At 56.7% G+C, this 26,850-nt stretch carries 28 protein-coding genes; 8 read left to right on the forward strand and 20 right to left on the reverse strand.

Going from position 1 to position 26,850, the window contains the following annotated elements:
- Window positions 1-196: 196 nt before the first annotated feature.
- From AC1RBR_RS15000 to gspG, 8 genes are all read right to left on the reverse strand, one after another.
- Window positions 197-1,306, reverse strand: coding sequence for a substrate-binding domain-containing protein (locus tag AC1RBR_RS15000; RefSeq protein WP_492565240.1), 1,110 nt, complete (start codon window positions 1,304-1,306; stop codon window positions 197-199).
- A 490-nt stretch (window positions 1,307-1,796) separates the two neighbouring features.
- Window positions 1,797-3,008: a type II secretion system inner membrane protein GspF gene (gene gspF / locus AC1RBR_RS15005; RefSeq protein ID WP_202368409.1), complete on the reverse strand. Its 1,212-nt coding sequence runs from the start codon at window positions 3,006-3,008 to the stop codon at window positions 1,797-1,799.
- Window positions 3,008-4,414: a type II secretion system ATPase GspE gene (gspE, locus tag AC1RBR_RS15010; protein WP_492565243.1), complete on the reverse strand. Its 1,407-nt coding sequence runs from the start codon at window positions 4,412-4,414 to the stop codon at window positions 3,008-3,010. Before gspE ends, gspF begins: the two co-directional genes overlap by 1 nt.
- Window positions 4,415-4,834: 420 nt before the next feature.
- A complete protein-coding gene (gene gspD, locus AC1RBR_RS15015; protein WP_492565245.1) occupies window positions 4,835-7,216 on the reverse strand; it encodes a type II secretion system secretin GspD in 2,382 nt (793 codons plus the stop codon).
- Window positions 7,213-7,761: a type II secretion system protein GspM gene (gspM, locus tag AC1RBR_RS15020; RefSeq protein ID WP_492565247.1), complete on the reverse strand. Its 549-nt coding sequence runs from the start codon at window positions 7,759-7,761 to the stop codon at window positions 7,213-7,215. Before gspM ends, gspD begins: the two co-directional genes overlap by 4 nt.
- Window positions 7,754-8,938 carry a type II secretion system protein GspL gene (gene gspL / locus AC1RBR_RS15025; RefSeq protein ID WP_492565248.1) on the reverse strand — a complete coding sequence of 395 codons (1,185 nt, stop codon included), beginning with the start codon at window positions 8,936-8,938 and terminating at the stop codon, window positions 7,754-7,756. The genes gspM and gspL overlap by 8 nt, the downstream gene beginning before the upstream one ends.
- Window positions 8,935-9,888 (reverse strand): type II secretion system minor pseudopilin GspK, encoded by a 954-nt coding sequence (gene gspK, locus AC1RBR_RS15030; protein WP_492565250.1) that lies wholly within the window; start codon window positions 9,886-9,888, stop codon window positions 8,935-8,937. The genes gspL and gspK overlap by 4 nt, the downstream gene beginning before the upstream one ends.
- 8 nt (window positions 9,889-9,896) lie before the next feature.
- Entirely contained in the window at window positions 9,897-10,355 is a 459-nt protein-coding gene (gspG, locus tag AC1RBR_RS15035; protein ID WP_041062388.1) for a type II secretion system major pseudopilin GspG, read from the reverse strand.
- Window positions 10,356-10,503: 148 nt separating this feature from the next.
- Between gspG and gspI the strand changes: the two genes are divergently transcribed.
- Window positions 10,504-10,884 carry a type II secretion system minor pseudopilin GspI gene (gene gspI / locus AC1RBR_RS15040; protein ID WP_492565253.1) on the forward strand — a complete coding sequence of 127 codons (381 nt, stop codon included), beginning with the start codon at window positions 10,504-10,506 and terminating at the stop codon, window positions 10,882-10,884.
- A 29-nt stretch (window positions 10,885-10,913) separates the two neighbouring features.
- Here the strand turns inward: gspI and AC1RBR_RS15045 are convergent, their stop codons facing one another.
- From AC1RBR_RS15045 to AC1RBR_RS15055, 3 genes are all read right to left on the reverse strand, one after another.
- A complete protein-coding gene (locus AC1RBR_RS15045) occupies window positions 10,914-11,294 on the reverse strand; it encodes a hypothetical protein (protein ID WP_492565254.1) in 381 nt (126 codons plus the stop codon).
- 149 nt (window positions 11,295-11,443) lie between these two features.
- Complete coding sequence (locus AC1RBR_RS15050) at window positions 11,444-12,619, reverse strand: hypothetical protein (RefSeq protein WP_492565256.1); 1,176 nt, start codon at window positions 12,617-12,619, stop codon at window positions 11,444-11,446.
- A 347-nt stretch (window positions 12,620-12,966) separates the two neighbouring features.
- Complete coding sequence (locus AC1RBR_RS15055; RefSeq protein ID WP_492565258.1) at window positions 12,967-13,326, reverse strand: DUF6124 family protein; 360 nt, start codon at window positions 13,324-13,326, stop codon at window positions 12,967-12,969.
- A 550-nt stretch (window positions 13,327-13,876) separates the two neighbouring features.
- Here AC1RBR_RS15055 and AC1RBR_RS15060 point away from each other — a divergent pair.
- The 4 genes from AC1RBR_RS15060 to AC1RBR_RS15075 all read left to right on the forward strand — a co-directional run bounded on the left by AC1RBR_RS15060 (window position 13,877) and on the right by AC1RBR_RS15075 (window position 17,795).
- Complete coding sequence (locus AC1RBR_RS15060) at window positions 13,877-15,409, forward strand: hypothetical protein (RefSeq protein WP_492565260.1); 1,533 nt, start codon at window positions 13,877-13,879, stop codon at window positions 15,407-15,409.
- Window positions 15,410-15,545: 136 nt separating this feature from the next.
- On the forward strand, window positions 15,546-16,061 hold the full coding sequence (locus AC1RBR_RS15065) for a hypothetical protein (RefSeq protein ID WP_492565262.1): 516 nt from the start codon (window positions 15,546-15,548) through the stop codon (window positions 16,059-16,061).
- Between the two features lie 90 nt (window positions 16,062-16,151).
- Window positions 16,152-16,844, forward strand: coding sequence for a hypothetical protein (locus AC1RBR_RS15070; RefSeq protein ID WP_492565264.1), 693 nt, complete (start codon window positions 16,152-16,154; stop codon window positions 16,842-16,844).
- A gap of 72 nt (window positions 16,845-16,916) precedes the next feature.
- Window positions 16,917-17,795 carry a putative phage abortive infection protein gene (locus AC1RBR_RS15075; RefSeq protein ID WP_492565265.1) on the forward strand — a complete coding sequence of 293 codons (879 nt, stop codon included), beginning with the start codon at window positions 16,917-16,919 and terminating at the stop codon, window positions 17,793-17,795.
- Window positions 17,796-17,879: 84 nt separating this feature from the next.
- On the opposite strand, the gene AC1RBR_RS15080 is transcribed toward AC1RBR_RS15075, so the two are convergent.
- From AC1RBR_RS15080 to AC1RBR_RS15100, 5 genes are all read right to left on the reverse strand, one after another.
- Window positions 17,880-18,185 (reverse strand): hypothetical protein, encoded by a 306-nt coding sequence (locus AC1RBR_RS15080; RefSeq protein WP_492565267.1) that lies wholly within the window; start codon window positions 18,183-18,185, stop codon window positions 17,880-17,882.
- A 61-nt stretch (window positions 18,186-18,246) separates the two neighbouring features.
- Window positions 18,247-18,486, reverse strand: coding sequence for a hypothetical protein (locus tag AC1RBR_RS15085; RefSeq protein WP_492565269.1), 240 nt, complete (start codon window positions 18,484-18,486; stop codon window positions 18,247-18,249).
- A 98-nt stretch (window positions 18,487-18,584) separates the two neighbouring features.
- Entirely contained in the window at window positions 18,585-19,811 is a 1,227-nt protein-coding gene (locus AC1RBR_RS15090) for a hypothetical protein (RefSeq protein WP_492565271.1), read from the reverse strand.
- A gap of 25 nt (window positions 19,812-19,836) precedes the next feature.
- The gene (locus tag AC1RBR_RS15095) at window positions 19,837-20,385 is read right to left on the reverse strand and encodes a hypothetical protein (protein ID WP_492565273.1); all 549 of its coding nucleotides are present in this window, start codon (window positions 20,383-20,385) and stop codon (window positions 19,837-19,839) included.
- 279 nt (window positions 20,386-20,664) lie between these two features.
- Entirely contained in the window at window positions 20,665-21,096 is a 432-nt protein-coding gene (locus tag AC1RBR_RS15100; protein WP_492565274.1) for a type II secretion system protein N, read from the reverse strand.
- Window positions 21,097-21,228: 132 nt separating this feature from the next.
- On the opposite strand from AC1RBR_RS15100, the gene gspH reads away from it, so the two are divergent.
- Both gspH and AC1RBR_RS15110 read left to right on the forward strand, forming a co-directional pair.
- A complete protein-coding gene (gene gspH / locus AC1RBR_RS15105; protein WP_492565276.1) occupies window positions 21,229-21,681 on the forward strand; it encodes a type II secretion system minor pseudopilin GspH in 453 nt (150 codons plus the stop codon).
- Complete coding sequence (locus AC1RBR_RS15110) at window positions 21,678-22,286, forward strand: type II secretion system protein GspJ (RefSeq protein WP_492565278.1); 609 nt, start codon at window positions 21,678-21,680, stop codon at window positions 22,284-22,286. Before gspH ends, AC1RBR_RS15110 begins: the two co-directional genes overlap by 4 nt.
- Window positions 22,287-22,623: 337 nt before the next feature.
- Here the strand turns inward: AC1RBR_RS15110 and AC1RBR_RS15115 are convergent, their stop codons facing one another.
- From AC1RBR_RS15115 to AC1RBR_RS15125, 3 genes are read right to left on the reverse strand one after another with little or no spacing between them, the layout of a single operon-like run.
- Complete coding sequence (locus AC1RBR_RS15115) at window positions 22,624-23,562, reverse strand: FecR family protein (protein WP_492565280.1); 939 nt, start codon at window positions 23,560-23,562, stop codon at window positions 22,624-22,626.
- 31 nt (window positions 23,563-23,593) lie between these two features.
- On the reverse strand, window positions 23,594-24,145 hold the full coding sequence (locus AC1RBR_RS15120; RefSeq protein ID WP_027613107.1) for an RNA polymerase sigma factor: 552 nt from the start codon (window positions 24,143-24,145) through the stop codon (window positions 23,594-23,596).
- The gene (locus AC1RBR_RS15125) at window positions 24,142-24,807 is read right to left on the reverse strand and encodes a secretin and TonB N-terminal domain-containing protein (protein ID WP_492565282.1); all 666 of its coding nucleotides are present in this window, start codon (window positions 24,805-24,807) and stop codon (window positions 24,142-24,144) included. The genes AC1RBR_RS15120 and AC1RBR_RS15125 overlap by 4 nt, the downstream gene beginning before the upstream one ends.
- Before the next feature lie 207 nt (window positions 24,808-25,014).
- Between AC1RBR_RS15125 and AC1RBR_RS15130 the strand changes: the two genes are divergently transcribed.
- A complete protein-coding gene (locus AC1RBR_RS15130) occupies window positions 25,015-25,329 on the forward strand; it encodes a hypothetical protein (protein ID WP_492565284.1) in 315 nt (104 codons plus the stop codon).
- Window positions 25,330-25,450: 121 nt separating this feature from the next.
- On the opposite strand, the gene AC1RBR_RS15135 is transcribed toward AC1RBR_RS15130, so the two are convergent.
- Window positions 25,451-26,422 (reverse strand): IS110 family RNA-guided transposase, encoded by a 972-nt coding sequence (locus AC1RBR_RS15135; RefSeq protein ID WP_492563214.1) that lies wholly within the window; start codon window positions 26,420-26,422, stop codon window positions 25,451-25,453.
- Window positions 26,423-26,850: the final 428 nt, after the last annotated feature.

Below are 26,850 nucleotides of genomic sequence, written 5' to 3' on the forward strand. Positions count from 1 at the left end.
GATCCTTTTTTGATTGCCACACTTTGGTTGCCAAAGATGCCGCAGGCCTGCAAAAACCTGCTGTTACGACATAGGCCGTTGGCGAGGGGCGCGACCGAACGGATGTCACACAAACTTCATGTTCGGCGTGTATCCGAGCCAAAAAAAATGACGGCAACCCGAAGGTTGCCGTCATCGGTGTTACGACCGCGCGAGCTTAAGGACGACCGATAGCGTTGCAGACGCTGGCGTTGTTGATATCTAGGTTGTTGCCCGAAGTGTTGGTGATGAAGTTGGCGGTCACAGCGGTTTTCCAGGCATTAGGCACGGCGACGAACTTGTGGGCTTGGGTCGCAGTGTTGTTGCCCGGGTTGCTGTAGTGCTGGGTCAGGAAGGCTTTGACGTCCGCGGCCACGGCTGCATCCTTGTAGCACTGACCGAAGATGAAGTTGGTGTAGGCAGCCAATTTGTAACCCGAAGCCGGGTTAGCCACCACTGGCGACCAGTTGGCAGGGTTTGCCGCCTGGGCTGACGTCGAAGGAGCCGACACCGACGACAGTGCCAGCGTGACGTTGAGCGAAGTTGGCTGAACGCCGTTGACGCGAGCAACAACAGCGTTGCTGGTAGCGTCGACACCGTCGGGACCGACATAACCGATCGAGCCGTCAACCGCGTTCACGGTAGTGGCGACATCAGAAGTGTTGGCAACACCGACCCAGTTCGACGGCAGTGCCGAACCGGCTGGCAGACGCGCGTTGGTGAAGGTGGAGCTGGTGGCGAACTGAGTCGGGCAGACCGAGTTCAAGTGACGGCTGAGGATTTCCGAAGTGCCGCTGGAAACGTTGCGGTAAACAACGCGAATCGGCGTGGTGTCGGTCGTGCCGAGCAGTTGGCCCCAAGTGGTTTTGGCACCGGAGAACGCATCGCACAACTGAGCGCTGGTCAGGTTCAGCGCGGTCTGGCCGGCTTTTTTGTACGGGATGGCAACCGAAGTGGCCACCGAAGGCAGTTGAATCAGCGGGCCGAACGAAGCGCCGTAGGTGGCGTTGTAGGTGTTGATTTCCGCAGTGCTGAGGATCGAATCGCTACCGGCGAAATGCACGGTGCCGGTGGTGCTGAAGCCGGCCGGGTTGTTGGTCAGGAAAGCGGTCTTGCCGGCACCGCTGCCCACGGCGGCGTAGCTGAAGCTGGCTGGCAGGATGCTGTCGGCCGAACCTTTGTACAGAGCGGCCGGCAGAGTGGCGCCACCACCGGTAACGGCCATGGCTTGAGCGGAAGCCAGAGCGGCGACGGTCAGGGAAGCGGCGATCAGAGTACGCTTGAACATGAAGAATCTCCTTTTCAACGATGGTTGTGAACACAGGTTTTCAGGGGTCTTGCATGACACTGGGAGGACTCACCGCTGACCTTCGCAAGCGGGGTCCGTGGTTAAGTCGCACTGAGAAATTCGCAGTTTCCGGTGACAGATAAAGGAAAAAACCTCGGGAGCTGCGCGGGGTTTTTCAGGGAGTTTTCTCGGGTGTTTGCGGGGGATGGCGAGGGGTCTGGATCGTGGGTTTGGCTGAAACTGGCTGCAGCCGTTGCGGGGTGGTTGCAGATGACAGAAAGGAGAACCCGAGGATGGTTCTTTTGAGGGTCGGGTGATGCTGAAGTCCTGGTAAAAAAGTCTGAATTATTTGTTGTTCTGACGGGCGCATTCGCGAGCAAGCCCGCTCCCACAGGTTCTTGTGGTGTGACACATATTGCATTAACAACTCCGTCCCCTGTGGGAGCGGGCTTGCTCGCGAAGAGGCCAGACCAGACGACCTCGGAATCAGCTACTGCACCAACTGATTGATCTCAATGATCGGCAACAACACCGCCATCACAATCACCAGCACCACCCCGCCCATCACCACGATCATCAGCGGTTCGAGCAACGCGGTCATGCCCATCGCCCGCCGTTCGATATCGCGGGACAGCGTTTGCGCCGCACGTTCGAGCATCGGCGGCAGTGCGCCGGTTTTCTCGCCGCTGGCGATCAGATGAATCAGCACCGGCGGAAACACATTTTCCACCCGCAGCGCCGCCGCGAGATTCACCCCTTCGCGAACCTTGGCCGTGGCGTCGCTGACACTCAGGCTCAAGCGATCATTGGATAACGTCTGCCGCGCCGCCTCCAGCGCGCGCAGCAATGGCACCCCGGCGCCGCCGAGAATCGCCAGGGTCGAGGCGAATCGTGCGGTGTTCAGGCCCAACACGAACCGTCCGATCAGCGGCAATTTCAGCACCCGATGATGCCAACTCAACCGCGCCACCGGATTGCGCAGATACAGGCGCCAGCTCCAGAACGCACCGGCGATCAGCGCCGCACACAACCAGCCCCACGCCCGAATGAAATCACTGGCGGTGAGCATCGCCAACGTCAGCCCCGGCAAATCCTGACGCGCCTGGGAAAACGCACTGACCACCTGCGGCACCACGTAACTGAGCAGGAAAATCACAATGCCGATCGACACCAGCCCGACCACACCGGGATAGATAAACGCGGTGAGGATCTTGCCGCGCAGGTTGTTGCGCTCCTCGATGTAATCCGCCAGCCGCTCCATCACCTGCGCCAGATCACCGGACTCCTCCCCCGCAGCAATCAACGCGCGATAGATCTCCGGAAAATCCCGTGGCCGCGCGGCTAGTGACTCGGCCAGACGCATGCCGCTGCGCACATCGGCGCGCACCGCGCTGAGGGTGTGGGCAATGTGTTTTTTCTCGGCCTGTTCCACCGTCGCGCTGAGCGCTGCTTCCAGCGGCAGGCTGGCGCCGAGCAGACTCGCCAGTTGCCGGGTGGCCCAGGCCAGGTCGTTGTCCGACATACGCGCACTGAACAAGCCACCGCCGCCATGCTGGGCGACGTTGCTTTCCTTGTGCACCGACAACGCGGTCAACCCACGGCTGCGCAACACGCCGAACGCCGCGCCCTGGCTGTCTGCTTCCAGATGCCCGGATTCGATCTTGCCGGTGGCGTCGGCGGCTTCAAAACGATAGCGATTCATCAGGCGTCCCGAGTGACACGGAGGATTTCTTCAGGGGCGGTGGCACCGCTGCGAATCCAGCGCTCACCGTCCTCGCGCAGGCTGAACATCCCGGCCTTGGACGCTGCCGCACGCAAGGCCTGCTCCCCTGCCCCTTGGTGAATCAGGGTGCGGATGTCGTCGTCGATGCAGAACAATTCGTGGATGCCGGTACGGCCGCTGTAGCCGGTGTGGTTGCATGCGGCGCAGCCCATTGGTCGCCAGGTTCCCGGGGCTGCCGGGTCTTGCTGTTTGCACTGATTGCACAGGCGTCGCACCAAGCGTTGCGCCAGTACACCGAGCATCGACGACGCAAGCAGAAACGGCTCGACGCCCATGTCGATCAAGCGGTTGACCGCCGACACCGCGTCGTTGGTGTGCAGCGTCGCCAGCACCAGATGCCCGGTGAGCGAGGCCTGCACGGCGATTTGTGCGGTTTCCAGGTCGCGGATTTCGCCGATCATGATGATGTCCGGGTCTTGCCGCAGAATCGCTCGCAATGCCAGGGCGAAGGTCATGTCGATCTTGGCGTTGACCTGAATCTGGCTGATCCCCGGCAGGTCGTATTCCACCGGGTCTTCGACGGTGAGGATGTTGCTGGTACTGGCATCCAGTCGCGCCAGCGCCGCATAGAGGCTGGTGGTCTTGCCGCTGCCGGTGGGACCGGTGACCAGCACGATGCCGTGGGGCTGGCGGATCAGGTGATCGAGTCTGGCCAGCACCTGCGCGTCCATGCCCAAGGTTTCCAGATGCAGACGCCCGGCCTGTTTGTCGAGCAAACGCATCACCACGCGTTCGCCATGCCCGGTGGGCACCGTTGAAACACGAATATCGATCGGTCGCCCGGCCACGCGCAACGCGATGCGGCCGTCCTGCGGCAGGCGTTTTTCGGCGATGTCGAGCTGGGCCATGATCTTGATCCGCGACACCAGCGCACCGTGCAGCGCCTTGCGCGGCGAAACCACGTCACGCAGCGTGCCGTCGACCCGGTAGCGCACCACCGAATGGGTTTCGAACGGTTCGATGTGAATGTCGCTGGCCTCATCGCGGGCGGCCTGGGTGAGCAAGGCGTTGATCATGCGGATCACCGGCGCGCCGTCCTGGGTGTCGAGCAGGTCGGTGATTTCCGGCATGTCCTGCATCAGCCGGTCGAGATCCACTTCGTTCTCTGCCGCACCGACCACAGCGGCGGCGCTGCCGGTGTCGGCGTAGGCCGTGGCGAGCAGGCCATCGAGTTCGTCGTCGCGCACGCGCTTGAGCGAGGTTTCACCGAACTGGCGCCGCACCTCGCTGATCGACCAGCCGGGCGTCGATGGGCATACGGTCAGCACGCCGTCGCACAACAGAATGCGCTGAGCCTTGGCCCATGCGTAGGGCAACGCACTCATCTCTTGAGCCCCCCCAATTCCCCTGTGGCGAGGGAGCTTGCTCCCGCTCGGGGGCGAAGCCCCCGTAAATCCGGCATGCAGGGTGTATCTGGAAGAATGGGGTAGCAGGTTTTGGGTCTGCTGCGCAGCCCAGCGGGAGCAAGCTCCCTCGCCACAGGAATGTTTTTCAGCTTGCGGGCCGAGTTCATGGCCTTGGACCCAGCGCAGGGAAGTGAACTCATCTCAAAACCTCCCCAATCTCTCTGCCTGGAGGTGTTCCTGTGGTGAGGGGATTTATCCCCGATGGGCTGCGCAGCAGCCCCGAAACCTGATATCCGAATCCATCTGACTGACCGCGTGCATAGGTTTTGGGGCCGCTTCGCTGCCCATCGGGGATAAATCCCCTCACTACAGGGTTACTTCTCAGATTGAGGACTCTGTTCAAAAGCGTGTGCTCCCTTCAATTGGCACAGCCTTGATCGTCGCCCTCGGCCCCGTCCCCGGCACTACCGCCGGTACCCCCTGCGCCGCCGTCGGCAGCTGCGGCGCCTGCATGTCCGGCATTGCCCAACTGCGTTCCGGTTGCAGCCCGCCCTGGGCGCGGCGCATGAAGTCGTAGCGGTTGAGGGTGATGCTGCGCCCCGCTTCGCTGTCGCGGATGATGTACGGGCGCAGGAACACCATCAGATTGGTCTTGCTGATCGCCCGGCGTTCGTTGCGAAACAGCGCGCCGATCCCCGGCAACGTCCCCAGCCACGGCACCGCTTCGTTGCTCTGGCTGTAACCGTCCTGCAGCAACCCGCCGAGGACCATGATCTGCCCGTCGTCGAGCAGGATGCTGGTGTCGATCGCGCGCTTGTTGGTGACGATCCCCGCCGACATCGCGCTGGCCGACGCGCGTTCGTCGATACTGCTGACCTCCTGATAGATATCAAGCTTGACCGTGCCGCCCTCGGAAATCTGCGGCCGCACATTCAGCTTCAAACCCACCTCTTCACGGGTCACGGTCTGGAACGGGTTATTGCTCGTGCCCCCACCGCCAGTGACGTAGCTGCCGCTGACAAACGGAATGGTCTGGCCGACAAAAATGCTCGCCGCTTCGTTGTCGAGGGTCAGCAGGTTCGGCGTCGACAACACGTTGGTGCCGCCCTTGCTCTTCAACGCCCGAGCCAGCACTTTGAGGTCGAGAATCTTGCCGATGCCGGGGATGTCGACAGTGCCGTTGACGTAGCCGAGGTTCAAACCCTGGGGCAGCACATCGAGACTGGTCTTGCCGTTGAGATTGATCCCTGACCCACCGAGGTTCGCCCCGCCGATCACGCCTTTGCCGCCGAGATTGCCGGTCTGCCACTGCACGCCGAACTCGCTGGCATCGTCTTCGCCGACCTCAACGATCAGGCTCTCGATCACCACTTGCGCGCGGCGCTGGTCGAGCAAATCGATGACCTCGCGCAGGTTGCGATACAACGGCTCCGGCGCAGAAATCAGCAAGGTGTTGGTGGTCGCATCAGCCTGAATCGTCACCCCGCCAGCGCTGAACGCGACGTTTTGCTCGCTGGCCTGATTGCCGGCGCTGCTGGTCGAACTGCTGCCCTGCGCGTAACTGCCGCCGCTGCTGCCAGTGCTCGACGTGGCCGAAGTGTTACCACTGGTTTGCGTGCCGCTCTGCGCGCTCGAACCGCCATTGTTGTTGCCGTTGCTGCCCATGGCGCTGAGCACCGAGCGCGCACTGTCGCTGGTGCCGCTGTCGCTCTCGCCGGTGAGCAAACCGCGCAACGCTTGCGCCAGTTTCGCCGCTTGCGCGTTACGCAAATAAACCACGTGCAGATTGCTCGGATTGCTCTGCGCGTTGTCGAGTTTGTAGATCAGGTTGCGCGCCAGTTCGGTGCGCTCGGGGCTGCCGGCGCGGATGATGATGGTGTTGGAACGCGGGTCGCCGATCACCGCGATTTTCTGCGTCGGGTCGTTGCCCGGCGCGTCGAGCAGATCCGCGACCATCGGCGCGATGTCGGCGGCGATGCCGTTCTGGATCTGCACCACGTCGGTGTCGATCGCGCTCGGGGTGTCGATGGTCTGGATCAACTGGGCGACGCGGGTCAGGTTTTCGGCGTAATCGGTAACGACGATGGTGTTGTTGCCGGGGTAGGCATTGATCGGATTGTTCGGCGACACGATCGGGCGCAGCACCGGAATCAGGTTCACCGCGTTCTCGTATTGCAGGCGAAAGGTACGCGTCAGCATGCCGTTGCCAGCGGGTTTGTCCGGGCTATAGATCGGCCCGCCGAGCAGTTTCGCGTCTGCTTCCGGCACCACCTGGGCGACGCCGCCGACATCGACCACGCTGAAACCCTGCATGCGCAACGCCGCCAGCAACATGTCATAAGCCTGGCGTGCCGGCACCTGACCTTCCGAGACCAGCGTCAGACTGCCCTTGACCCGAGGGTCGACCAGAAACTGCTGGCCGGTGGAACGCGACAACGCGCGCACCACCGCTTGAATATCGGCATCGACAAAATTCAGCGTCACCGGTTGATCGCCCAGCGGATTGCTCGGCAGTGTGCTGCCGCGCGGGGCGCCGCCACTGCGCGCGCGTTCGGTGATGTTGTGCATCTGCCGTGGTTGCGGCGCGGTGTGTGCCTGGGCGCGTTGCCGATCGAGCAGCGCATCACCGCTGCGCTGGGTGTTGGCCAATGGGCGGCCGAGTTCGCTGTCCACCAGCAACGGCGGCTGAGTTGGCGGCGTGGTGGTGTTGCTGCACGCGCTCAATGCCATCAGCAGCATCGGCAACGCCATGCGCGCCGGTTTGGATCCTGACCCCTTCATGAAGCTTCCTTAGCGCCCAGCGCCTGATCCATGCGAACGGTGCCTGACAATGTGCCGGCAGTGACTTCGGTCGAAGCGTTGTCGGCGCGTTGCAGACGGGCCTCGACCACTTGCAGAGAAAGCTGTGCCGGAGTGCTCAACAGCCAGTCGAGCACCGCATCGGCCGGCGCCGCGTCGAACGTCAACTGCCAAGCGCCAGTCTCCCCGGCCTGCAATTGATAGTGCCCGGCCAGGCCGCTGGCCTGCAGCGTCTGCTCAAGAGACTGCGCGAGACTTTGCCCTTCGGGGCGCACACTGACCTCGCGCAACAGCACTTCCAGCGCTTCGGTCTGCGCGCGCAGCTTTGGCGTTTCGGCTTGCCAATAAGTGATTTTTTTCAGCGGCGGCTGAATCAATGCGACCCACACCAACAACGACAACAGCACCACCGCCATGCCGCCGACCATGCGTTTTTCGCGCAGGGCCAGCGCTTGCCAGCGCACCTGCAACTGAGCACTGAAACGCTGCCAACGGGCGCGGTACACCGCGAGCGATGCCTTATTCATCTTCTGCTCCGCTGTCGTCAGCGCTTTCATCGGGAGTGGAGACTTCGTCGCTCGGGCGCAGCAGCCAGCCTTCATCGTCAGCCGTCGCACTGATCCCGACCTGGGCCAATGCGCTCTGCCATTCCTTGTCCTTGTCATTGGCACTACGCCGGGCGTCGGCCAGCAGACTCAACTGCAAGGTGCCGTCGACAAACGTCAGACGCTCGACCGTGCCGGCTATGAACGGCATGCCACTGCCGGCCTGCAACACCAGCCGATTGAACGGCTGCGCCGGATCCTCCGCCGCGCCCTTCTGCCGCGCCGCCAATTGCTGACGCGCCTGCTGCAGCGGATTGAGGATCACCGGCAACTCGGGAAAGGCCTGCTTCACCCGTTGCGCCATGTGCGCCTTGAGCTGCTGGCCCTGACTCGCCTCGCGAGCGGCATACAGGTTCAAGCCGATGACCCACACCGCCACCGCCAAGGCACAAAGCCCCAACGCCCGGCCCCAACCGCGATGCTCGCTGCGCTGCTGTTGCACCGCACCCTGCAGGCCCCAACCCGGCAACGGCCCGGTCCAGCGCTGCGCCTCGGCCATCGGCAATTGCGCGTCCGGCGGTGGCGTCGAACCGATCCAGTGCAGCGGCGTGCCGCAGCTCAGCAGCCAATCGCCAATCTCGTCGTGGAACAGCGGCTGCACCCGCGCCACCTGCACGCTTTCGCGCAGCAACAAATGGCCGTCCTGCCGACAAGCCACCGTGCCCGGCAGCACCGGCAAGCTGTACGCCGCCGGGTACAAGCCGCGCAGATTCAGACCGGCCTGCTTCAGCAATTGCCCCAGATGCTGCAAGCGTTGACGCGGCGCCCAGGCAATCTGCACCTGCCCCGCTTCATCCCGCGAACTGTGAGCGATGTGCATGTCATTGCAGTCGCCGAGCATCAAGGCCTGCGCCGCGCATTGCACCGCCGCTGCGGTCTTGTTCGCCGGTAACGGGGGCAGGTCGATGCTCGCCAACAGGCTGTCCACCGGATGCAGAAAAACGCTGAGCGGTGGCTGCTTCGCTGACTGCCCCAGTTGGCCAAAAGTCAGGCGCTGCTCACGAATGACCTGCCCCTGCCGGTCCAGCCACGCGCAATCCATCTCACTGTCGAGACTCAACTGCGCCAGTGGCGGCAAACTCACACGCAACTGACTCATACGCCCACCCGCGACCAGATAACTTGCGGCAGACGATCCTCACTGCGGTGCAGCAACGCATCGAGACTGACTCGCCGCTGATCACGCCGCGCCTCGCCACGCAGACGAAACCAGTCACTGGTGATGCCGACCTTGACGCTGGTCAGCTCCAGATTCGGCATGCGCAAGCGGTTGACGAAATCGCCACGGTTGATGAACCAGCGCCCGGCATCACGCTCATTGATCAGCGCCTGCGCCCGCTCCAGCGACAACCCCGGCACATACGCGGCCAACACCGGCGCGGTGGCGGTATTGCCATTGAGCCAAGTGGTGGCCGGGATCACCGTCAGGTACGGCGCCAGTTTGCCGATGACCGCGTCATTCACGCCCTCGACGCTGCGCAGATCCTCGACACTGCGCAGCATCGGCAACTTCGGATTCTGTGGCTTGCGCGACGCATTCGGCGACGTGGCACGGCCACTGTCAAAGGCGTTTTTGCTCGTGGTGTTCTCGGCTATTTGCGGGTTCAACAGATACCGATAAGAGCCGATCACCCGCTGACTGATGCGCTGACTCAACCCGGCGCTGATGCCGATCAACTCGCACAGCCGCTGAAACGCCTGCACCTGCGCCTCATCGACACGCTCGTTGGCCACCAGATTGCGCAGGTTGAACTTGCCCTGCTCATCCTCCAGCCGCCCCTCGAAACCCTGCGCATTCAAGCGCTGCGCCCACGGCTGATCGAGCCGGGTCAGCGGATCACGCTGCCGCGCATCCCAGAGCAATTGCCGGCTGATCTCCAGACCACCGTGCAACACCCAGCGCCCCTGCACCCGCTGCTGATCCGCCTCCAGCGCACGGGTCGAAACGCTCTGCCGGGTCAACATCCCCGCCGCAATCACCGCGACCACCGCCGCGATCAACAGCGCACTGATGATCGCCATCCCCTGCTGGTTCGATTGGCTGTTCATCACCGGCCTTACAGCTGCCAGGAACCGATATCGGCATTCACGCCGTCGCCGTCAGGCTGACCGTCGGCACCGAGGGAAAAGATATCGATCTCGCCATTCGCGCCGGGGTTGAGGTACTGATAAGGACGACCCCACGGGTCATTCGGCAAACGCTCCAGGTACGAACGCCAGTTGCTGTTCTTCGCATCCGCCGGCCGCTCCACCAGCACTTTCAAACCCTGAGTCATGCTCGGATAAGTGCCGTGATCGAGGCGATACAACTTCAGCGCCTGCATCAAACCACCGATGTCCTGCTTCGCCGCCGTGGCCCGCGCCTGATCCGGCCGATCCAGCACCTTGGGCACCACCATCGCCGCCAGAATCCCGAGAATCACCACCACCACCATGATCTCGATCAGGGTAAAACCCTGCTGCCCACGGGGCATCCGGCTCGGTCGTCCGGGCTGTTTGAACTGCGCGATATCCATCTCGACATTCCCTTGGCTTGATTCGATTCGACGCGCAGTGTTGCAAGAAGATATGTCAGGGATGTTGAAAATCCTCGGGAGTTTTCGTCGTCAAGCCGTCAAGGACGCGGGTTAGGGTCGAGGGCTGAGTTTGGGTTTTGGGCCTGTTATGCCGACGCGTTCCCGAGAAAGCGGATTCACCCTGATTGAAGTGCTGGTGGCGCTGGCGATCATCGCCGTGGCGATGTCGGCGGCCGTGCGTGTGGCGGGGCTGATGACCCAAAGCAGCGGGGTTTTGCGGGATCGGTCGGTGGCGATGATTGCGGCGCAGAGCCGGATGGCGGAGTTGCAACTGGAAGGCAGATTGCCGACCGGTGTGAAAGCCGTTGATTGTGATCAGGGACGGTTGTTGTTGCGGTGTGAACAGGTGATCGCAGCGGCAGAGAATCGGCGGATGCTCAAGGTCGGGATTCAGGTGTTTGACCGCAATCAGGATGCACCGCCGTTGGCCAAGCTTGAGACGTTGCTCAGCCGGCCCGAAAGTCCCTAACCCTTATGAACCGTCAAAGACACCTGCTCCTACAAAAAACCTCTGTATTTCCCATAGAGCCAAACCACCCACGTTCCACCGCACACGACATAGCTGACATGAAATGGGCTCGTCGCCCAGAACCTGAGTTCTCTGGGCAGGCGTTGAACGGCGTCGATCAGCAAGGGTTCCTGCCGTTGGATACTCTTGGATGTAATCAACCGGCTGACAGCGGTCATCCGCTGAGTTCTCGAGTAAAAACTTTCCCCTGATGAACCACAGTCCATGGATAGATACAGCCACTCATCAAAGTGTTTTTCCAGAGCATCGAGTTTTGTATAAACGGCGTAGAAAATCATTGCGCAGTTAATCACGCCCAGCGTGATCAGCGCCCCACATGCCCAGGCAAATACTATTTCGGTGACTTCCATTATTCGGAATACTCATGAATTTCCTGACCCAAAAACTCACCTAGCTCCGACATCTGAGTTCCTGTCTCCACGGACGCTGCCGCACCGACCACAAGCACACACACCAGTTTCCCCATTCCTTTCAATTTCGCGCATACCGCCAGACCTGCTTACCCTCCGAGATATCCACCAGCGAGAGCTCCAGCGGTAGCACCGACCATCTTCCCTCCTTCTACAAACCTCACTTGCCTGCATTCCGCCTCACGGTCGGACGCGCAAACCTCGTGGACTTTTGAGCTGGATGCGTCCAGTTGCAGACCTATGCCGAGATAAACACCGCCCTTCATGAACTTCGCTGCTCTGGCAACACCCGCAATGTGGGTTGCATACCCGGGCAGTTGTGCCGGTGCACCTGCTTTGCCCCATCGGTGAACAATTCGGCGGCTGGACAATCCCAGTGCGCGTTTGAGTTTTGGATGATCTGGCAAACCGGTGCCTTTGCGTACCAGCGGCCCAAGGCTGGCATCCAGTTTCGTCATCAGACGTTTGCGTTTGGCAAAGAACTCTGGGGAGTGCAGATGACGATGATGGGAGTATTGCTGCTGATGCAGTTGCTCCAACTCTTTGAGGGTATTTTTCAATCCTTCCAGATGCTGGCCGATCATAAATGACGCAACGCCCAATGAGCCTGCCGACACCTCCAGAAACGGCTCAATGACCTCATGATGCTCAACCATGAACGAAGCTTCTTCATCCGAAAGGTCTTTCAACGCCTCGTTCACCTTCTCCGCAGCGGCCATCATCTGTGCTTCTTCGCGCCTGCACATGTAGTTGCGAGAGTCACTGAACAAGACCATTTGCCCAGGTTTGACCCGCTCCCCGAGATGTCGATTGAGTGAGCGGAATTCGCGAAGCAGTGAGTCGCCGGGCCTGACTTCGTACAACTCCCGCTCAAGCGCTTCGAGCGTCATGGGTTTCCGAACGATGTGGAAGCCCGATTCGGCGGGTTGCGGCAAGGTGTAGGCGTGTTCCTCCACCAGATGTTGTGCGGGAGGTGGCTCTGATTTGGAGTTGAAGGCGTTCCACGAGGCACCGCCGCTATCTGCAATCTTGCGCGGTTTCACCACCGCCCACTCACCGTTACGCACAGCATCGATGAGTTTTCGCTCATTCGCGCCTTGCATGTAGTTCGATCGATGCAGGCCCAGGGCGTTCAGCAAATCGTCAAATCCGGGCAGGTCGTCCGGGCGATTCAGTGCCTGTCGGAATTCTTCCATGGCTTGGTAGGAATCAAGGATCTGGTCGCGCTGACCATGCAGCTCGCTTTGCGGAATGAGTCTGGCCACGTCCGTGTCCCGTTCTGAAAACGGGGGACTTTGGCGAACAGACTCAACTTTGAATGCAGGATGGATCGCTGTTCGTTGTAGGGGAAATCCGTATTTCTGGTTTCGGATTCCGGGCTCGAATCCTCAGTGTTTTATAGCGGCCGTGCGTGGCGGATCGGCGAACATCGCGACAGAGGGGAGCGATTTATTTTCCGAGAATAAATCCGTCCCCTCTGTCCCCAGCTCCCAACGGTTTCAGCGACTTACACAAAATCTGTGATCAACATAAATCCCTGTGGGAGCGAGCTTGCTCGCGAAGGCGCCAGAATGAACACCCGATCAATCACCAGGTGATCCCGACACCCGCATCAACCCGGCAACTGCAAATTATCCAACGCCCGATTCACCGCCAACTCCCCGAGCATGATCAACTGCGCGATCCCCACCAGCGCCTGACGCTGCGACACCGGCAACAAGCTGGCGATGTTCTGCGCGAGGGTTTTGGCCGACGCGAGCGTTTCACTGGCATCGACCAGCAGCTCTTCGGTTTTGTTGTCCGCCGTCACGGCATACATCCCACGGTATTTACGTGGGGGCGGCGTGGAACCGGGCGGACAGAGGTAATGGTCGAGCGCGCGGTCGGCGGCTTCGTGGAGTTTCTTTGAGTCGATGGATTCGTAGGGGGAAACCGACGCGGTTTCGGGCGGGTTGGGTGTTGGTTTGATCATGGTGAAGCTCCTTGAGAAATGGAGCCGACAGCCATCGCTGCTAAACGAAGAGGTGGCGGCTTTACGCGGGTTAGCAGACCAGGCTCAAGGATCCCGGCGCACCGAAGTGCCCCACGCAAAGCCACCATAACGTTATGGCGGAACCTGCGTGCCTTGAAAATTGGCGAGCTGCTAAACCCGGTCACTGAACATTCAGCGACCGAACCACAATAGAACCCGCCCCCAAGGCGCACAAGCCGGCGGATTCTGGCGTAGCTGTAGGCAAAGGCGCAAGGATATGTAGCCTGGAAGAGTGTTTTGAGATGTCTTTTTAAACGTTGGTGATTATCAAAAATATCATTCCACCACTTGGCCCTAAATAGACCCGACCCTTATCCCAGGCGCCCGCTGTCGCGGGTCAGGTCTATTGCGACTTTAGTGGCTGTCGAAAACAGGAAGTAATGAAGGTAGTATGCGGCGGCCTTGTGCCACTATCATCAAGGCCGCGCTACACCTTGATAGAGCTGCCCTACCCCCCTACTTCCCCGCGAACTTGGAACGGTGACACGCAATGGATGCATGCATTCAGAAGATCGAACTCTACGGCTACGCCCTCGACACACCGCAGAGCAAGCTTGATACAAACCTGGTCAGGCAAGCATTCTCGACGATTGCCTCGACATGGTCGCGGAAAATCAATGGCGGCTTCTACGACCTGTTTTCCGACCTGGATAACCTCTACGAAGACGGTGACAATCTGGCACACGAGATCCGCATCCAGGCAATAGGTCAAAGTATCAAACTCACCGTGGCCCACGGGATCTACGATATCGACGAAGAACGTTTCTATGACGCCTTCATGGAGCGCTACGACTCGTGGGATGAAGACTTCGGCGTATTGGCCGAGCAATACGAGGCCATTGTCGAGCGCTCTGCCGAGCTGGATGCCCATCGCACCAATCGCCGCCGTGGCCGCCGCCAATGGGTAGGCTACGGTTCAGAGAAAGCGGTATACGATGCCGACGCGAAAAACCTGATGTCCAATATTGGTCATGGTGTATTCAACCTGATGGCCAAAGGGGTCAGCGCACTCGGCAACTCATTCAAGAAAGACGAGATTTTCAAGAGCCCGGCAACGGTCAAGGCTTTTGCAGACGGTGCCAGCAATATCGTCAATGCGGCCTACCTCGCGACGCTCGACGCCATCAATGCCGACTCACCCGGAAAGTTGCATGGCTATTCGAAGGACGAGATCAGAAAGTCCCAAGCGATTACCGAGAACATTGAAAAAGGCCTGATCCCCGACGAAGCCGTACTGCCTTCGGCGATCAAGGCGATCAGTATTTATCCCTACAACGAGCGCATCTACCCGATCCTGCTGCGCAAGTTCGGCGGTGATCAAGGGCGGCTGGATGATGTAATGGAGTTTTTCGGCATGGGAGGCCTGCTCAAGGAAAAGCAAACGCTGATCCAGGAGCAATTACACCAGTGCGATCTCAGCACGGTAGAAAGTTTCAATGCGTGCCGTCCGGACATCGAGCGCTATGCGCAATTCATCTGTTACGAACGATTCGACGAACACTGTGAGCGAGTGATCCAGAAAATCGTGGCGCGCGAGACTCAGACAAGCTCACCATCTGCCATAACCCCCGCACTACCGGGCGCCGCAAAACACAGCGCCAGCGGGTTGACCGTAGCGATGGCTGTCGAGGGTTTCAGGTCCAATGCCGACCACAAGTTTTATGCAGCACCGGACTTGCCGGCAAAGAAGATCCTGGCATTTGAATCCAAAAACGCGCTGAACATTGCCAAGGACGAGGTGGTGTTCTACTTCGACGACACGGTGTTTGGTTCCGGCGACAAGGGCGTATTGGTTGATCTTGAGCGCGTGTATGCGTACTTGCCATTCAAGGAGTCGCACCGCGTGGCACTTGCTGATATCGCCGACGTTACCATCAGCGGCCTGATGAATAAAAAGCTGACGATTGCCAAGCGTGATGGAACCAAGGTGGATGTGCCACTGACCCAAAGCAACAAGGGCGCGACCAGCCTGTATGAGGCCATTCTTAAGCTGGTGCGGTTGAGAGGGGCGGCGGGGAACTGATTTGTCAGGTCTGCCGAAGTTCAAGGTCGGTGACATACCGAGCGTGATGTCGCAAGCAGCAATAAACTGACCCGCAACCGTACGCCGAGTATCCAAAGTTTTTGGCGAGCTACAAATCAGCTGGAGGAACTGCTAAATGAAGATCCCGATCCTCCTGCTGCTCGCGTTGTATTGCACGGCTACAAGCTTGGCGTTTGCAGGTGGCCCGCAAGCGACAAACGACAACCATGGGCCAGCAGGCATCGCCGTCGATGAGCCCTTGGTGTCGGCCAGGTCCAAACTGATCAAACAAGGATGGAAGCCAACCTGGATACACACCAGCGATAACTATGAATACAGTGGTGTCGAGCGCGAGCTGGCTACACGCAATTTCCTGGAACTCGATACCTGCTCTTTTGATAGCTCGCGCTGCATCCTATTCTATTCCAAGAAAGGCGCCTGCTTACGTGTCGACACCATTGGTCAGCAGCTCAAAGACATGACGGTTACGCGATGGACCGATGAATGTCCGGATGCATCTCCAGAACCCAATAAAGACGACGCGTGTCAAGCAAACAAAGGGGCTGACTTATTTTCGCCCCCCCCCCCCTCCTTCGTAGATTTATATGAGGTCAGAGCAAATGAAAAAGAACCGAATTTTAACCATGGATAATATAACTGAGCGCAAACATTAAATAACACCTGCACTCTCTCGACGAAGGCGCTTGCGACTGTGTATACAACTGAGGCAGGAGGGGCCAATTTGGAAAACCTTGACAAATATGCGGAGCAGTTTGATTCGAATTATCCAAACTATTCAGACGCACGCTATTCAGAAATTTTAGCATTGGTGGCCAGATATGACTCAAATACGGCATCCAAGGTATTAACCAGCGCTTCACTCAAGCAAGTTTTGGAAATAATTTTACCTTTAATTGCAATTAAAAATTACAAGTCTCAAATTCCGTTTCCAGAAGATGTAATTTCCGCGATCGAGGCTATCCTTAACGTCAGAAAGGTCACTATAGATGCATCTGATCGATTTAAGAATTTAGAACAATTTTTCAATACGCTCGTGGCTACACAAGGCTTTCAGTTACCGACAATTTCAGCAGTATTTCATTTTTGCCACCCGGATTACTTTCCAATTGTAGATAGAAATGTCCAAGCGGCTTGCAAAGCGCTGATCGATCAAAATCCAGAGTTGACTGGATATGAATATCCAGAGCTTCCTGCGCCAGGAACCTCCGCCGCGAACAAATTAAAAAAATATCGGCAATTCATTCAGGTAATTGACAAGTTACTGGATTCGAACCTAGAAAAGCAGAAAATTAATGACTATAGAAGCTTGGATAAAGCACTCATGGTTTTGGGGGCTATTGAACTTAAAAATAAAACAAAGAGGACGAACAAAAGGAACCAAACGAAAGGGACTGATCTATTTTCTGAAAAATAAATCTGCCCCCTTTTTTTCTTCGCTTTTGAGAATTTTTCGCAATAGCTTTAAAACTGATAAAGGATTTCTCCGATGTGGATAAAGTTACTGAAAATATGGAATAAACCTTATCAGTGGTTTGAGTCTCTTGTTAAACCCGGCGACGATCTAGGTGTCAGAGGCTTGTATCGAATTTTTGTTTTTGCTTTAGTGGTGGTTTTGTCGATTTTTATAATCGATATTGGTTTAACTGCATATACATATAAATCTGAAGAGCCTAATCACGGTATTTTCGGCGATTTTTTTGGTGGCATTGCTAATCCTTTTTTGACTTTTCTAACTTTTATGGGTCTGCTTTTAACGATAGTGGTTCAGAAAGTAGAGTTGAGAGATTCTAGAGAGGAAATGCGGCGCTCAGCAGATGCATTGAGTGAGCAAGTAGACGCTTTCAGGAAACAAAGCTTTGAGGTAACTTTCCTCAAAATGCTTGAAATACATTCTACTCTAACTCAATCTATTGACTTGGTTTTAGTTAAGGCAAATAAAACAGTCACCGGCTCCGACTGCATGGAGCGATTTCACTCCAGACTAAAAACAAAATATCGAGGCAGGTTTAGAGATGGCGGAAAGGAGTTTCACATTACTACACTTGAAGGTTTTGATGAACTTAAACTTATGTATGCTGATTTTTGGGATCCGACTAGGAAAAACTTACACAGTTGGCATGAAAGCCTATCTGTCATTCTAGGTTACATACAGTCCGAATCAAATTCGGTCGAACCTTATCTATCAATGGTTTCCGCCCAACTTTCTGAATACGAAAAAATACTTGTCTTCTATCATGTGGCTCTTCATGGCGAAAGTCGTTTAAGAGCATTGGTTCTAGAGCTTGGCTTCCTAAGAAACTTACCGGCAGATCTACTACTACATAGAAGCCACATGAATTTGGTGCCTACAGTAAGCTTCTTATAATCTCGCTAGGCACGGATATTAAAAAAGGGGGCTGATTTATTATCTGAAAATAAATCAACCCCCTTTAAGTCACCCTTTTTTCGTCTAAAAAAATTCGTCCCGGTCAACCTCAGGCGCTATGTACTGAAAGCTGTAGCTACCCAAGCTACCTGCCTGTACACCTTCTGTAGTTTTGGATAGAGCCTGCTGAAAGCCATCATCATCAGTACTGCTTAGCTTCAGCTCAAACAATGCCTGCTCAAGCAGTTTTTCAAGGGCTTGTGGAGAATTGGCTTCGACTGTAATGGTAGCCTTGCCAGGTTTTATTATCTTAATGCTCATATTCCTTTCACCTTCATAGGTACGGATGTTTTCCATTTCTGACAAAAAAGGTACGGATTTATTTTTCACTACCCCTCTTTTTCCTATTTTTCCCTTTCATTTCGATAAAGAAAATTCGTGCTAGCGGCGATCAAAAGGTAGAATTCGCGGGACGAGGAAACTTGGCTCGCAGTCTATCCGCGAACGCCTTCAGTTGCGGACTAGTCTCGCCAACTTGTGCCCATGCAACATCGATTGACTTGATAGAAGCTTGAAAAACCGAAACGGACCATTCTTCAATGACTTCTGCCTCTTCCCCTTTAAAATTTGGTTTTTCAACCCAGCCCTCCTCAGTCAAAAAATAGATAGTACTATATTTATCGAGCGACATTTAAAACCTCTACTTAATGAGCATTTCCCAATTTTTTAAACAACAAGAAAGTGAACCTTTTTGCTACTGCACTCAATGAGCACATTTGGCACGAAACTCTAATTATTTTTTGACTTACGAAGCTCTTCCTTCAGACCCTCAATTTGAGCTAGTAGACTTTCGTTTTCTTTAATCAGAAAGCTTTTCGATGGACTCTCAGGATTATGATAAGAAGGAATAGCGTACAGCAATTCCAGCTCATCTTTGTAAGGCATCAAAGGCTGATAAAGCTGATAGAAAGCGCGACCTACTGCACCTCTGAACAATTCAAGCATTGGTTTTTTTGCACCAACAGAAAGAATATGGTCAGTAGCAATACCTGGATATGGGTCAATGTATATGATTTTTGTAATACCCAATTGATAAGCTTTTTTTGCACAAAGCTCACATGGACTTGCGGTAGTAAACAAGACACCACCTATAAGTTCTTGTCCACCGTATTTTGCGATTTGCAAAAAAGCATTCTCTTCTGCATGTAGCGACCTTGTATGAACCTGATTCTTTTCACCTTCAATTTCATTTTGTATAGCTTTGAAGCAAAACGGGATATTTCGTTTCTGAGTGGCGCCAGCCTTTATCAAATCAAAATACTTGTCACTTAGTGCTTTACGAAACACATTATCATTCTTCTCATACTCGCTATAATCAGAACTATTAACCCCACTCAATAAGTCTTCAGCGCTCCTCAACAAACATGGAGTCTGCCCCTGAGGAGTACTATTCCAACCAACGCTTTTTACACTGTAACTTATATCAGTTATTACAGCCCCCACTTGCCGCGATATACACCCAGAACTTTGCTTTACTGTGTAAGCTATTTGCATACAATTTTCGACTGATGTTGGCATCACTAAGCCAGGATGCATCATAAGTGCCAGATACCATGCTAGCTGACTCACCAAATCATTTTGATTAAACTCACTAGCCTTTGAGTTATGGACATGAACATCCGCAATCTCAATGCAAGCCTGAATATTTTGTGCGATAAACTTATTTGCCCCAGAAATCTTCCCCGGATATTCCTTATTATCGAGATCTGATATTTCTTTGATTGAAAGTTTTCTATACTCTTGCAAGCTACTCAATCTTTTTGAGTTTGATGTATTTACCGATATAAGGTAGAAATTTGCGTACCTTCTTTTTAAAAAAAATGCCTCATACGGATTTCTAATGGCATCTATAACAATCCTACATGGCATTCCTTTTGCCGTCGTGGATTTACGAACAAGCTTAATTAGAAAATTCAAGTGTTTTGGGAAATTAAATAGCTTACCAGCGTCAAACACACTTATATTCGCGACCCCTGAAGATCTAATATTGTCTCCTGACTCTTGGTAGAGCTTGGTGAAAATCGCCCCCCCCCAATTTATCCTTTAAACTCTCAGTAGCAAGCGGCAAAGTTGAAAAGTAAAGTTCAATCCACGAATCAACCTCGTGAGGATCAACTTTCCCATTGAATGAGTTAAGCCTAAGAATCTCTTCTCGAACCTCATTTGACTCATCATAAATCGCTGCTGCGGCTTCTTGCGAAATCCCGGCACCAGAAACCCCAGCCAAATGCAATATAAATGAATCCCTTTCCAAAAGTAACAAATGGTATGTAATTAACGATCGCACCTCGACCCTAAAAAAGGGAGTCCACTTATTACCTTTTAGATATTTATGAATTATTTTATGCTTTTTTAACTCATTCTCTGTAAGTCCTTCATAACCTTCCACAGGGAATTCGAAGTTTGCTCCGCCCAATTTGCTGGCAGCTGTAGAGCAACCTGAGCCGGTACGCCCCGTAAGACCGATTATCAGAAAATTATTTGCCTCATTATAAACTCCGCTTATTGCCTCACCGGTCTTCGTGGACATTCCTTCTTCCTTCAATTCAATCATCTATTAACAAAAATGTGGAAAACACGTTATTCCCTTACAAATGTAGCCGTTTTTTTGGCGAGCGTTGTCACGGAGCAGGCAAACCGAGCCCTTGTTAAACGGATGTGATCTGTAGCCCTACCTCTGGCGATCCCTTGATTCCATGTGCACTTCACGTAGCTTGCTCGGTTCCTCTGCACCAGAGGTATGAACTATTACTTCAGTAGCTACTATCCAACCTGAAACAGCAAAATAACCACCTTCACTCCGAACCATTCACGGCCTCACCAACCTAGGCATCTCCACCCCCTCCCCCAACCTCTCCACCCCCAACCGCACCCTCTCCCCCCCCTGCTCTATCACCACCCCATCCCCCTCCACCGCCACCAGCTTCACCCCAGGCCCCACCCTCTCCCCCTGCAAAAAACTCCTCGGCGGCCCATCGTTCAAACTCAAAATCGCCACCGCCCCGCGACTCCCCGCCATCACCCCACTCACCTTGATATCCACCGGCGCCGTTTGATTGGAAAACCACTGCAACGCCGGGCTATCACTGCGCGCCGCGAGCATTTGCGGGGGGGCTGGTGGGGTGTGGGATTCGGCGGAGGTCAGGAGTAGCGACGACCAGGTTGCGACGCCGACCAGGGCGGCGAGCAGTGCGAGGGCCTGGAGGGTTTGCGGGGGGGATATGCGGGTGGTGAGCATCATGGGCTGAATCTCCTTTTAGTCCCTGCTGACAGGCTACGCGGCAATTCTCACGGTTTTATTTCACACGCCTTACATGTTGGCCGTGCAGGATGTTTTTTTGGGACGGGCAGGACGCAACGGAGTGCGCAACCGATGAAGGTGGGTAAACAACGGGGCTTTACGCTGATCGAGTTGATGGTGGTGCTGGTGATCATCGGGATTGCCAGTGCGGCGATCAGTCTGAGTATCAAGCCGGATCCGCTGCAGTTGCTGCGCAAGGATGCCGAGCGTGTGGCGCAGTTGCTGCAGGTGGCGCAGGCGGAGGCGCGGGCGGATGGTCGGCCGATTGCGTGGTTGAGCGATGGCAAGGGGTTTCGGTTCAGTCGGCGCAGTGACAGTGGTCAGGGTTTTGAGCATTTCAAGGATGACCCGCAGTTGCGGCCGCGCACTTGGCAGAGTCCGAAGCTGGAGGTGCGGGTGGAGCCGAAGCAGAAGGTGGTGCTTAACGCCGAGTGGATCAATCCGCCGCTGCAATTGACCTTGTCTGATGGGCTGAATCGGCTGAGTGTGCTGCGTGATGCCAGTGGCAGGATCAGTGTGCAATGAACGATCAACGGGGCTTTACCCTGATCGAGGTGATGGTCGCGATTCTGCTGATGGCGGTGGTCAGTTTGATTGCGTGGCGCGGGCTGGACAGTGTGACGCGGGCGGACAGTCATTTGCAGGCGAGCAGTGAGCAGAGCGACAGTTTGTTGCGGGCGTTGAATCAGTTGCAGCGTGATGTGGAGATGCGCGCGGGGATTGAATTGACCGAGCCGAAGAAGGTTGGCGTGGATGATGAGCCGCCGAGTGCGCCGCCTGCGCTGACGGTGCGGAGCAGTGATAGCAAGGGGTTTCGGCTGGACATTATTCGCCGTGCGGCGGATCAGCCTGGGGCGTTGCAGCGGGTGCGGTGGTGGGTCAAGGGGGATACGTTGTATCGGGCGGTGGCTGAGGCGCGGAGTCGGTATCCGTTGCCGGCACCGGGGGTTGGGGTGGCGGTGTTGCAGGGTGTGAGTGATGTGCAGGTGCGGGTTTGGGAGGTGGATAAGGGTTGGCGGCAGTTGAGTGGGAATCGGCGGGAGGATCCGTTGGGGTTGGAGGTGCGGTTGACGCGGGAGACGGCGCAGGGGGTGGAGCGGTATCGGCAGGTGATGGGGCCGCTGCAATAATCTGAATCACTGCAAAAACTGTGGGAGCGGGCTTGCTCGCGAATGCAGTGGGTCAGTTGATGATGATTTGGCTGAATGGACGCCTTCGCGAGCAAGCCCGCTCCCACAGTTGGATTGGGTTTGGTCAGTTGGGGAATGGTTGGCTTGTGAGCTGTCATCGCTGGTAGGTCAGCTCTCACAAGCCGGTAGATATTGGTCGGCTGTCGGGCCGTCATCGCGAGCGGGCTCACTCCTACAATTGGATCGTATGCGGTCTGGGAGAGATTGGTTGGCTGGTTGGTCGTCATCGCTGGCAAGCCAGCTCCCACAGGGAGTGGTGGGGTTGGTGGGATTGGGGTCAGCTGAGGACGACGACTCCGCCGGGGAGTTCGGTGCATTTGACGCCGTAGGCGTCGCGGATCAGCAGGGCGACGCCGGCGAGTTGGTCGAGGCTGAAGCGGGCCTGGACACGGCGTTGGCCGAGTTCGCGGTTGAGCAGCAGCAACATGCCGGGGCGGTAGCGGTTGATCTCGTCGATCATCTGGCTGAGGGTTGCGCCGTTGAACACCAGCACTTGTTGGCGCCAGTTCATTACTGCGGCTGTGTCGACGCTTTGTACGCTGCCGACTTGCCGTGCGTCGTAGGTCACTTGCTGGCCTGGTTCCAGGCGCAGGCTGCGGCCTTCTACGTCGACTTCCACCGCGCCGTCGAGACAGGTCACGCACACTTGTTGATCGGTGTTGCGCAAATTGAACCGCGCCTGACTGGCCCGCAACCACCCTCCTCCAGCCTGCATCGCCAGTGGCAGCCGCGCGGTTTGCACTTCGACTTCGCCGCTGACCAGTTCTAACCCCTGCACACCGTCGTCGCCAGCGCGCTGGTTGATACGGGTCTGGGTGTTGAGTTCCAGGCGCACGCCGTCGGCCGGTTCGAAACGCTTCTGCTGGCCGACTTCGGTGATGTAATCGGCGCCGAGTCCTTCGAAGCCACCGGGGATCGTCCCGCGCACCAGCAGGAACGCCGCCGATGCCGCGATGGCGCCACCGAGAAACGCCCGTCGGCCAAACCGCCGAGGCGATTGCAGCATTTCAGCGGCATGCTGCAGGTTGTGCCACAACACCTTGGCCTCTTCGAAAGCGCGGGCATGTTCGGCGCTCTGCGCGCACCACTGGCGCAAGGCGCGGGCGTCGGCCACGGTGGCGCGGCCGGAGGTCAGCAGGACCAACCAGTCGTGGGCTTCGCTGTGCAGATTGTCGGCCGCCGATGGCTTGGCAGGTGTCAGTCGAAAGATGTTCAAACGCGCAGATTCTCAACGAATTGATCGGGCACTATTCAGATGACGGTTTTCCGGCCCCGCGACCGAACCGCTGAAACACTTTTCTTTCCAGTTTCGCCGCGCAGAAGCCCAATGCAGCTTTGATTTCCTTCTCGACCATGCGCGTGGAGATGCCGAAGCGCTGGGAGATTTCCAGGTGCGGCGCCTCCTCCAGCCGCGCCGCGATAAAGATTCTACGACGCCGCGCTGGCAGCTCGTAAAGGGCACTGAGCAGCGACTGGATTTCCTTCTGCCCACCGACTACCCGCGCCGGATCCAGCGCTTCGTCGCCGATTTGCAGCAGCTCTTCGACTTCCTCGCCGGTGAGCAGGCGCGCATCGGCCTGACGGCGGTCGGCGGCGATGTTCAGGGCCATGCGATAGAGGTAGGCATTGGGCCGCAGCAGGTTCGGCGGCGTTTCCATGCGGTCGACCCGCAGGTAGGTTTCGTGCAGCACGTCGTTGGCCAGGTCTTCCGAGCCGAGACGCCTGCGCAAGCGCACCCGAAAGTCCTCGTAGGACGTCAGGAACAGCTGGACCATCGAACCTTGTCCGGTGTCTTTCATCCCCCGGAAACTCCTTCCCATTTGGTGCATTCCATGCGTTTCCCTGACGACTCCGGTAACAACAGCAACGTGACCGGCTGACGCAACGCGCTGGGCGTCGGCCGGTCGATCCTGAGATTGCGAAAGCTCTCCACCAGCGCGGTATCGCGCCGTACATCACCGGTCGAAGTGACCAACCGGTTGTGCTGCACCACGCCGTCGCGCCCGACCCAGACCTGCAACACCGCGCGATAACTGCCGGGACGGGTCAGCGGCGAACGGCACAGGTTGCGCTCGATCGCCGCTTGTACGGCGGTGGCGTAACTGCGACTCACAGCGGCACTGGCCGGGGTGGTTTTATCCAGCGCCGATGGCACGTCCTCGACCTGCGCCACTTGCAGGGTGAACGCGTCGTCGCGGGCATAACGCGCCATCAGGCCACTGCCGCCGAGCAAACGGCGCAGCGCATCGGCAGCGGTGTATTCGCCATCGACTGCCAACGAGCGCCGGCCACGGCTCAACTGACTGTCGACTAGCACTGCAATGCCCGTGGCATGGCTGTACTGATCCAGCGCCGAGGCCAGGTCCTGCGCCGGGATGTGCAGCGTCATGCGCAAGTCGGCCGGCGCCGGTTCGGCTGTCGCAGCGCAGCTGAACCAGCCAAGCAGCAGCCCCAGACTCACCCGGCGCACGAGAGTCGCTGAACGCTGAAGGCCGTCCCTGGAACTGCCTCGCTGCACGGCTGACGTACCCCTGAAAACCGTCATCCTGATGGCTGTTTATGAATCTGGTGTGACGGGCGGTGCAAAAAAACCATCACGGGATTCGCGCAAGGCTTGCACTAGACTGCATTCAGAGAACGGCCGCTTCGGGCCGGCCAGGAGGCTTGCATGAAATCACTGTGGAAATTCGCCCTCGGCGGGCTGCTGCTGAGCACCTTCGCCAGTGCCCAGGCCGAGCAGCCGCTGGGTTGTGTGGAGGTGACGGTGGGCGGCTACAAGGCGCCGAATTACGATTGTTTGAGCCAGCAGATGGGCAACAATCCCGAGGGCGCTGCAGCTGCGCAGAAGAATCAGGAAGCGCTGAATGTGCCGGTGAACAAGCGGCCACCGAATCAGGTTGGCCTCGCAACCCCGGCCGCAACTGGAACACGCATGGGCAACACCTTCGGCACCTCAGTCAAACCACAACGCCCACCAAACTGAGGATCCTGTAGGAGCTGCGGCACGCTGCGATCTCTTGATCTTGCTTTTAAAAATCAAAGTCAAAAGATCGCAGCCTTCGGCAGCTCCTACATGGGATCGAATGTAGATACCGTCTTGCCCCTTACCGGGCAAGTGCCAATTTCGGGTCAAATGGTTGGCCCGATTTGAGCACTCCGTAAACGAAGTGCAGCAACTTGCGCATGGCTGCACAGATGATCTGTTTGGGCGCCTTGCCATTGGCCTTCAAGCGTTCCTTCATGGCGATGATCGCCTCGTTGTGCTTCAGCGCTACCAGGCCTGGCATGTACAGACCCGCGCGGACGCGAGCCGATCCGATCCTGGAAATCACTGTTCTGCCTTTGAGCTTTCCCGAGTCCTGCAGCTTTGGGTTCAACCCCGCAGCAGCGACCAGTTTGCGAGGGTCGTCATATTTGCGCAGGTCGCCCAGTTCGGCCAGCAGCCGCTCAAGGGTTTTCTGCCCGATACCGTCGATGGTCACGATCAAGTCGCGCATCTGGCGCATGTCCGGATCATCGTCGATGTGTTTCTTGATCGCTTTGTGCGTTTCAGCGATCTCTTTTTCGATGTGGCGCAGAACGGAGTTGATCGAGTCTTTGACCTTTTCGTCGGACACATCCAGACGATTGAGCTCCATCTGTTCCATTTCCTGAAGATCATCCAGCCGACGCACCATCGCCTTCAGTTGGCGGTATTTCAGTGGCTCCGGTGCCCAAAGCTGAAGCTTTTCAGCCTTTTCCCGAGCAAAATCAGCGATCAGTTTGGCGTCGCTTTTATCGGTTTTGATCCGGCGTAACTCGCTGTCGGCGTAAGCATGGGTCGTGGCCGGATTGACGACACAGACCCGGTAACCCTTGCTGTAGACGAACTCGGCAAGTTCCAGGTGATAGATGCTGGTGGCTTCCATCACGATCAAGGCTGTAGGCTCGACCTGCTTGTTCAACCAAGCTTCAAATTCTTTGAAACCCTTCGAGTTATTAGGCAGCTTGGCCTTGGTTTTGTGCTTGCCGTTCGGCAAGTGCGTGGCGATATCAAAGGTATTTTTAGCGACATCGACACCGACGAAACTGGACATGACTGTCTCTCCATTGATCCGTTTTCGATCATCACTGCACTCTGTCCAACCTTGCGAATGCGAGCTCTCGCCAGAGACGGGCCCAAGATACCGTTCGAACTATATGAGTGAGTGTGGAGGGCTGGAGCACGATCTACATCACAGGCAAAAAGCCTAAGGAGCTGCACGGCTTCCAAGTCCCTCCCTCGATGATCAGTCGAGAACTATCGCTCCTGACGGAGCGATAGTCGAGATACAAGGAGCTGCCGAAGGCTGTGATCTTTCCACCAAACTGAAGACCAAACTTTGTGGCGAGGGAGCTTGCTCCCGCTGGGGTGCGCAGCGCCCCCAAACCTGCCGCACCGGTTTTGACTGACAGACCGCATGCATAGGTTTTGCGACTGCTACGCAGCCGAGCGGGAGCAAGCTCCCTCGCCACAGGGTTTTGT

The organism is Pseudomonas sp. GW823-FHT01D03 (genome assembly GCF_058798255.1).